Genomic DNA, 8,223 nt, shown 5'->3' with positions numbered 1-8,223 from the left:
CGACGGAGATCAAGCTAACGACGGTGGAGCACCCGAAGACGCAGATGGGGCTGGACGCGGCGAAGTGGGTGATGCGTGCCATTGAGCGCGGGAAGCGCGACGCTGAGGAACCAGGGTCCATCGTGTACGAGCCCAAGCTGGTGATTCGAAGTTCGACGGCACCGGTGGCCGTCGGCACCGCGTGAGACTCGCGGCCAGTATCCCACGACTTGCATGCATCGATGAGTTGACCGGCCTCGCGGCGGCCGGTCTTCCTCATTTGTGCGCATGAAAGCGCATTGACAAAGACAAGAAACCGCTTTATTCTACAAGTTGTACGTACATTATAGATTTTAAACATCGTTGTCCGGACATTTTTTCGGCCGACGTCGTGCCCACAGCTTGGAGGAGGTGCGCCATGTCCACTCAGCAGACGCAAGGCTCTCGTGCCTACGCGGTGACCATCTCGCTGGCGGCCGCAATGGGAGGGCTGCTCTACGGCTACGATACCGCTGTGATTTCCGGTGCCATCGGTTTCTTGAAAACGCTCTATCACCTCTCACCTTTCATGCAGGGATTGGTGATCTCCAGCATCATGATCGGCGGCGTCATCGGCGTGGCCGTATCCGGTTTCTTGAGCGATCGCGTCGGGCGCCGCAAGGTTCTCATGACGGCTGCTGTGTTGTTCGCGATCGCGGCGTTTGTGTCTGCCATCTCGTCGGATGTCACCACGCTCATTCTTGCCCGAATCGTCGGCGGTCTCGGCATCGGCATGGGATCGGCGCTCTCGGTCACCTATATTTCCGAGTGTGCGCCGACGCACATCCGCGGGGCCCTATCGTCGCTCTATCAGTTGCTCACCATCATCGGCATCTTTCTGACCTACCTGACCAACTACCTGATTCAGCGCTCCGGATCGGTTGCCTGGGACGTGCACACAGGTTGGCGCTGGATGCTAGGGCTCGGCTCGGTGCCAGCGGCGATTTTCTTCTTCGTCCTTTTGTTTGCGCCGGAAAGTCCGCGGTGGTTGACGAAGGTCGGCCGGATCGACGAGGCGCTGCGGATCTTGGTGCGCATCAATGGAACGAGTGCTGGTCAACGTGAACTCGAGTCCATTCGCGAATCGATTGCGAGTGAAAGCGCTGCAAGCATCCGGGATCTTCTGAAGCCCGGGTGGCGCAAGGCGCTGGGTGTCGGGATTCTTCTTGCGCTGTTCAACCAAATCATCGGCATGAACGCCGTGACGTATTACGGCCCCGAAATCTTCAGGATGGTGGGCTTCAGCCTCAACTCCGATTTCGAGATTCAAGCGTTCTTCGGCGCCATGTGGGTTGTATTTACCGTTGTCGCGGTCGTCCTCATCGATCGCGTCGGCAGAAAGCCGCTCATGATCGTCGGCTCCGCGCTGATGGCCATCTTCATGGCGCTGATGGGCTTGACCTTTTACCTGCACGTTCACAACGGGTTCTGGCTCGTGCTGTTCATCATGGGGTTCACGGCGGCGTTCAGTGTGTCGATGGGTCCGATTCCTTGGATCATGATTCCGGAAATCTTTCCGAACCACCTGCGTGCCCGTGCGGCAGGCGTGGCGACCATCTTCCTGTGGGGAGCCAACTGGGCCATCGGCCAGTTTACGCCGGTGTTGCTGAACGATCTCGGCGGCGCCTATACCTTCTGGATTTTTGCGGTCATCAACATCCTCGGGGTGCTGTTCGTGACGGCCTGGGTGCCGGAGACGAAAAACCGTTCCCTGGAAGAGATTGAATCCATCTGGATGGCTTCGGGGAGCGGGGTGTCGCCGTCGCAGCGAGAGGCGCACGAACGCGCAAAGCGGGCCCATTTTTGACCTCGACTTGTCCGAATAACTCATTGTGCTCGATCGACCTTGTAAGTACAATTGAGGTGATGTCTGCGGTTCCACCCTCTGAATGCGCGAAGGAATGTGGGGATGGATATGGGCAAATATTCGATTGGCGTGGACTACGGGACGCAGTCCGGGCGCGCCGTGTTGGTCGAGATTGGGACAGGTCGCGAGATTGCGACGGCCGTCAAGCAGTACACGCATGGCGTGATGGACGAGTACCTGCCGGATGGGGTGACGCGCCTGGAACCCGACTGGGCGCTCCAGCATCCGCGCGATTATGTGGAGGTCCTCGAGGAGACGATTCCTCGGCTTCTCCGCGAGTCGGGCGTGCGGCCGGAGGACGTGATCGGCATCGGCATCGACTTCACGTCTTGTACGATGCTTCCGATTCGGGCCGACGGCACGCCGCTCTGCTTGGAGCCGCGCTTTGAACGGCATCCGCACGCGTACGTGAAGCTCTGGAAGCACCATGCCGCGCAGGACGAAGCGAACAAGTTGAACGAGATTGCGCGCGAGCGCGGGGAGGCGTTTCTCGCGCGCTACGGCGGCAAGATCTCGTCGGAATGGATGATCCCGAAGATCTGGCAAATCCTCGACGAGGCGCCGGAGATCTACGATGCGGCGGACGCCATGGTGGAGGCGACCGACTGGATCGTGATGCAACTGACGGGTAAGCTCGTGCGCAGCTCGTGCCCGGCGGGGTACAAGTCCATCTGGCACAAGCGGACGGGGTATCCGAGCCGCGACTTCTTCAAGGCTCTTCATCCGCGCCTGGAGCACGTCGTGGAGGAGAAGCTTTGGGGGCCCATCCTGCCCATCGGATCGCGGGCAGGAGAGCTGACGGAGGCGATGGCGCGCCGCATCGGGCTCTTGCCCGGGACGCCGGTGGCCGTGGGCAACGTGGATGCGCACGTGTCGATGCCGGCAGTCGGGATCACCGAGCCGGGCAAGATGCTGATGATCATCGGCACGTCGACCTGCCACGTCCTGTTGGGGACGGAGGAGCGCGCGGTGCCAGGCATGTGCGGCGTGGTGGAGGATGGCATCATTCCGGGGTACATGGGGTATGAGGCTGGGCAGTCCTGCGTCGGAGACCACTTCGAGTGGTGGATTGAAAACGGGGTACCGCCGGCGTACTGGGACGAAGCGCGTCGCGAGGGCATCGGCATCCATGATCTCCTGACGCGCAAGGCGGCGAAGCTGAGACCGGGCGAGACGGGCCTTCTCGCACTCGACTGGTGGAATGGGAACCGATCCACGCTCGTCGACGCGGACCTCACGGGTCTTCTAATCGGCGCGACGCTCGCCACGAAGCCAGAGGATATCTACCGGGCGCTGATCGAGGCGACGGCGTACGGCACGCGGATGATTGTCGAGACCTTCCGGGCGAGCGGCGTGCCGGTCGACGAGATGTACGCGTGCGGCGGGATTGCGCAGAAGAACGCGCTGATGATGCAGATCTACGCGGACGTGCTCAACATGCCCATCTACATCGGCGCATCGACGCAGGCGCCGGCGCTCGGCGCGGCGATGTTTGGCGCTGTGGCGGCGGGGAAGGCGCGCGGCGGATACGACTCCATTGAGGAAGCGGCGCGGGAGATGGGCAGCGTGCGCGAGAAGCCGTACGTTCCGAACCCGAGCGCCGTCAAGGTGTACGACGAGCTGTACCGCGAGTACGCGCGCTTGTACGACTACTTCGGCCGCGGCGAAAACAACGTGATGAAGGTGCTGAAGCGCATCAAGAGCGCCGTGGCGCAGGAAGAGGTGAAGACATGCTGAGGGAACTGAAAGAAGCGGTCCTCGAGGCGAACCTGGCCCTGCCCAAGCACGGTCTTGTCACCTTCACCTGGGGGAACGTGAGCGGCATTTCTCGCAAGGACGGCCTCGTGGTCATCAAGCCGAGCGGCGTGCCATACGACGAGCTGACTGCCGATCACATGGTGGTGGTCGATCTCGACGGACGCGTCGTGGAGGGCGATTTGCGGCCGTCGTCAGACACGCCGACGCACCTCGAGCTGTACAAGGCGTTTGAATCCATTGGCGGCATTGTGCACACGCATTCCCCGGCCGCGACGGCGTGGGCGCAGGCGCGGCGCCCCATCCCGGCGCTCGGCACGACGCACGCGGACTACTTTTACGGGGATGTGCCCGTGACGCGGCCGCTGACGAAGGACGAGGTGGAGCGCGGCTACGAGCTCGAGACGGGACGGGTGATTGTCGAGACGTTCCGCGCGCGCGGGCTGGATCCCGTCGCGATGCCGGCGGTGCTTCTTGCGAACCATGCGCCGTTTACGTGGGGGAAGGACCCGGCGGAGGCCGTGTATCACGCCGTGGTGCTCGAGGTGGTGGCGCGGATGGCGCGCGACACCCTGCTTCTTGCGGGCGGCGAGGCGCAGATGGATTCGTTCTTGCTTGACAAGCACTATCAGCGCAAGCATGGAAAGAACGCGTATTACGGTCAACCCGGCGCGGCGGCGCACTGAGGTGTCCGGACGAGTCGATGGGAGAGATGGTTGGATGAAGATGCCGGCTTATGAATTCTGGTTTGTGGTGGGCAGTCAGCACCTGTACGGGGAAGAGGCTCTCGCCCAGGTGGAAGCGCATGCGCGAGAGATGGTGCCGGCGCTCCAGGCGGCCGTCGGCAACGCGCATGTTCTGCGCTGGAAGGGCGTTTTGAAGGATGCGGACGAGATTCGCAGGCTGTGCCTCGAAGCGTCGGCGGACGACGCTTGTGCGGGCGTGATCGCGTGGATGCACACGTTTTCGCCGGCGAAGATGTGGATTCGCGGCCTGATGGCGCTGCAAAAGCCGCTGTTGCACCTGCACACGCAGTTCAACCGGGATATCCCGTGGGACACGATTGATATGGACTTCATGAACCTGAACCAGTCGGCGCACGGAGACCGGGAGTTTGGGTTCATGGTGACTCGCCTCGGCATGCCGCGCAAGGTCATTGTTGGCCACTGGCAGGACCCGGAGGTGGCGAAGAGGATCCGCAGATGGGCCCTGACGGCGGTGGCGGCGGCTGTGAGCCGGGGGCTCAAAGTCGCGCGCTTCGGGGACAACATGCGCCAGGTTGCCGTCACGGAAGGCGACAAGGTGGAGGCCGAGGCGCGGTTTGGCTGGTCCGTAAACGGCTACGGCGTGGGCGATCTCGCCGAGCGCGTGCGGGCGGTGTCGGAGGCCGAGATCGACCGGCTCATCGATGAATACCAGACGCTCTACGAGTTCGCGCCGGGGTGCGAGAAGGGCGGCCCGCTGCATGACGCCGTGCGCGAACAGGCGCGCATCGAGCTTGGGCTTCGGTCCTTCCTCGAGGAAGGCGGCTTCGAGGCATTCACGACGACGTTTGAGGACCTGCACGGGCTGCGGCAACTGCCGGGCCTCGCGGTGCAGCGCCTGATGGCCGACGGCTACGGCTTTGGCGGCGAAGGCGACTGGAAGACGGCGGCGTTCGTGCGCGTGCTGAAGGTCCTGGCCGAGGGCGAGGGCACGTCCTTCATGGAGGACTACACGTACCACTTCGAACCGGGCAACGAGATGGTGCTCGGCGCGCACATGCTGGAGGTGTGCCCGACCATCGCGGCGACGCGGCCGCGCGTGGAGGTGCACCCGCTCTCCATCGGCGGCAAGGAGGATCCGGCGCGGCTGGTGTTCGACGGCGCAGGCGGGCCCGCCGTGCAGGCCACCATCGTCGATCTCGGCCATCGCTTCCGTATGGTGGTGAACAAGGTGGAGGCCATTCAGCCGGATCGCCCGATGCCGAAGTTACCCGTGGCGCGCGTTTTGTGGAAGCCGCTGCCGTCGCTCGCGTCGGCGGCCGAGAGCTGGATTCTCGCAGGCGGCGCGCATCACACGGTGTTCTCATATCGGGTGACGGTGGAGCAACTGCAGGACCTCGCCGACATGATGGGCGTGGAGTGCGTCGTCATTGACGAGCACTCGACGCCGCGCCAGATTGCGAACGAGCTTCGGTGGAACGAGGCGGTGTACGGTCGCTGAGCGAAGGTGTGGGGCTGCCAAGGCGCAGCCCCGCGTTGTTTTGGGGGGAACGCGCGTGAGATGGAGCTTGAATGACCTCAAGAGGCTTGAGACGGACTGCCCGTGCGGCCAGCGACATCAAGCCATTCCGCTGGAACACCTCGAGGTGGGACCGGGAGCTTTGGCAAACGCCGCGGCGTGGATCCAAGCCCGATACCGGCGCGTGGTTCTCGTAATGGATGAGCACACCCGCGCGGCGGCGGGCGATGCTCTCGCCCAGGGCTTGACCGACCTCGGCGTGTTGTGGACGGCCTGCCTCATCGAGCCGAATGCCCAGGGCGACGTGGTGGCGGACGAGCGATCCATTGTTCAGGCGCTTATCGCGGCGGGCACGGACGTCGAGGCGCTCGTGGCGGTGGGCTCGGGCACGCTCCACGACATCGCCCGGTTTGCGAGTTACAAGATGCGAATTCCGTTCGTGAGCGTGCCGACGGCGCCGTCGGTCGACGGATTCACGTCCGCTGGCGCGCCGCTCATCGTGCGCGGCATCAAGACGACCTACCAGACGCAGGCGCCCATCGCGCTTTTCGCGGACACGGACGTTCTCGAACGGGCGCCGAGGGAACTCGTGTGGGCGGGCTTCGGCGACGTGATCGGCAAATCCACCTCGCTCGCGGACTGGGCGTTCGGGGCCATCGCGGCGGGGGAGCCGTATTGCGCCCATCTGGCGGGGCTCACGCGCGAAGCGCTGGAGATGGCCGTGGCGCAGGCGGACGGCCTCGCCCGCGCGCGGACCGACGCCATTCGCAGCCTGATGGAGGCGCTCATCCTGTCCGGGATTGTGATGCTCCTGTTCGGGCAGTCCCATCCGGCGTCCGGCGGAGAACACCATCTGTCGCACGACTGGGAGATGGAGTTCCTTCGATCCGGCAGGCGCCAGATCCTCCATGGCCTCAAGGTGGCCGCGGCGTGCGGCGTGATCGCGGACGTCTATCACGCGCACGTGGAGGACGCGGTCGCGGAGGCCGTGCGTGCGGGACAGGCGCCGTGGGCGTCCCTTGCGGGGCGCGAGGAAGAGGTGCGCGCGATTCTGGCGTCGATTCCGTCCGGCGATCACGTCCGGTCGCTCATGCGCCGCATTGGCGCCCCGGCGGAGCCATCCGAACTGGGCGTGGAACGAAGCCTTGTGTCGGCGAGCTTGAAGCGCGCGCACAAGCTCAGGAACCGCTACACCATGCTTCGACTGTTGAACGAGACCAACATGTTCTGAGGTGTCGCCCTGTCGCCCGCTGCCGCAGGGCCTCGGTTTGTTTTATACTCATGTGAAGATAACGGCCGGGGTGGGTGATAGGGTGATTCACATCAAGGAGTTGCGGTCGGGCTTGCCGCTATTCAAGGCGCTGGGTTCGGAGGTCCGCGTCGCGCTGCTGGAGCTCTTGCTCGAACATGGGCGGCTGAACATGGACGAGATCGCCAAACGGCTTGGGATCACGAACGGCGCGGTGACGCAGCACGTCCGAAAGCTCGAGGAATGCGGACTCGTGGTCACAGAGACGGCGGGGGCGCGCCACGGGCTGCAGAAGTTTTGCTACGTCAACGAACAGAAGATCCTCGTGGAACTCGCCCCGGAGACGAAAGACCAGGACGTGTACGAGGTGGACATCCGTGTGGGCCACTATGTGTCGTTCGAGGTGTGGCCCACCTGCGGCCTGGCCACGGCCGAGACCATCATCGGCACGTTTGACGATCCGCGCTACTTCGCCGACCCGCAGCACATCGACGCCGAGATTGTGTGGCTTACGAAAGGGTATCTGGAGTACTGGATCCCGAACTTCATTCGCACGGACAGGCCGGTGGAGGAAATTCAGATTATCGCGGAATTGGCCTCCGAGGCGCCGTCGTACAACAACGACTATCCCTCCGACATTCACTTCTCCATTAACGGCGTGGACATCGGCTACTGGACCAGCCCGGGCGATTTCGGAGACGAGCGCGGCCGGCAGAATCCGAGCTGGTGGCCGCCGCATCTCAACCAGTACGGACATCTGAAACTCGTCCGCGTGAACCACGAAGGCACCTTCATCGACGGGTGCAAAATCTCAGACGTGACCATTGAGGATCTGCAGCCGTTTCGGGGGCATGCCATTCCGCTGCGATTCTCGGTGCCGGAGCACGCGCGCCACGTGGGTGGGATGACCATTTTTGGCCGGAGATTCGGGCACTACGATCAGGACATCAAAGTGCGCGTGATCTACGGGCGTGGGGCCAGAGATTGATTTAATAAAAAATAAAATAATTAATCATGATATAAATTTGTTATTGACGAAGCTGAGATGTTTGTTTATTCTGTACATAGAAAGCGCATTCAGAGGTTGAGAGCAGGCATTGTTGAGCATGGG

6 protein-coding genes and 1 pseudogene are annotated in these 8,223 nt (G+C 63.1%); all 7 read left to right on the top strand.

Annotated features, from left to right (window positions below):
- Positions 1-185, top strand: a pseudogene (locus tag AC27E8_RS10765) (GntR family transcriptional regulator); the annotation flags it as partial.
- Positions 186-397: 212 nt separating this feature from the next.
- Complete coding sequence (locus tag AC27E8_RS10760) at positions 398-1,825, top strand: sugar porter family MFS transporter (RefSeq protein ID WP_487097769.1); 1,428 nt, start codon at positions 398-400, stop codon at positions 1,823-1,825.
- Positions 1,826-1,927: 102 nt separating this feature from the next.
- Positions 1,928-3,622, top strand: a complete 1,695-nt coding sequence (gene araB, locus AC27E8_RS10755; protein ID WP_487097767.1) for a ribulokinase — start codon at positions 1,928-1,930, stop codon at positions 3,620-3,622.
- Positions 3,616-4,326 carry an L-ribulose-5-phosphate 4-epimerase gene (locus AC27E8_RS10750; RefSeq protein ID WP_487097766.1) on the top strand — a complete coding sequence of 237 codons (711 nt, stop codon included), beginning with the start codon at positions 3,616-3,618 and terminating at the stop codon, positions 4,324-4,326. The genes araB and AC27E8_RS10750 overlap by 7 nt, the downstream gene beginning before the upstream one ends.
- Positions 4,327-4,360: 34 nt before the next feature.
- The gene (gene araA / locus AC27E8_RS10745; protein WP_487097764.1) at positions 4,361-5,845 is read left to right on the top strand and encodes an L-arabinose isomerase; all 1,485 of its coding nucleotides are present in this window, start codon (positions 4,361-4,363) and stop codon (positions 5,843-5,845) included.
- Positions 5,846-5,900: 55 nt separating this feature from the next.
- A complete protein-coding gene (locus AC27E8_RS10740; RefSeq protein ID WP_487097763.1) occupies positions 5,901-7,094 on the top strand; it encodes a sn-glycerol-1-phosphate dehydrogenase in 1,194 nt (397 codons plus the stop codon).
- An 82-nt stretch (positions 7,095-7,176) separates the two neighbouring features.
- Complete coding sequence (locus AC27E8_RS10735) at positions 7,177-8,100, top strand: ArsR/SmtB family transcription factor (RefSeq protein WP_487097761.1); 924 nt, start codon at positions 7,177-7,179, stop codon at positions 8,098-8,100.
- Positions 8,101-8,223 lie beyond the last annotated feature (123 nt).

Source organism: Alicyclobacillus sp. CIJ1, from assembly GCF_057538885.1.
The sequence above is the reverse complement of the archived record's forward strand: the minus strand, read 5'-3'. Positions and strand labels throughout refer to the sequence as shown.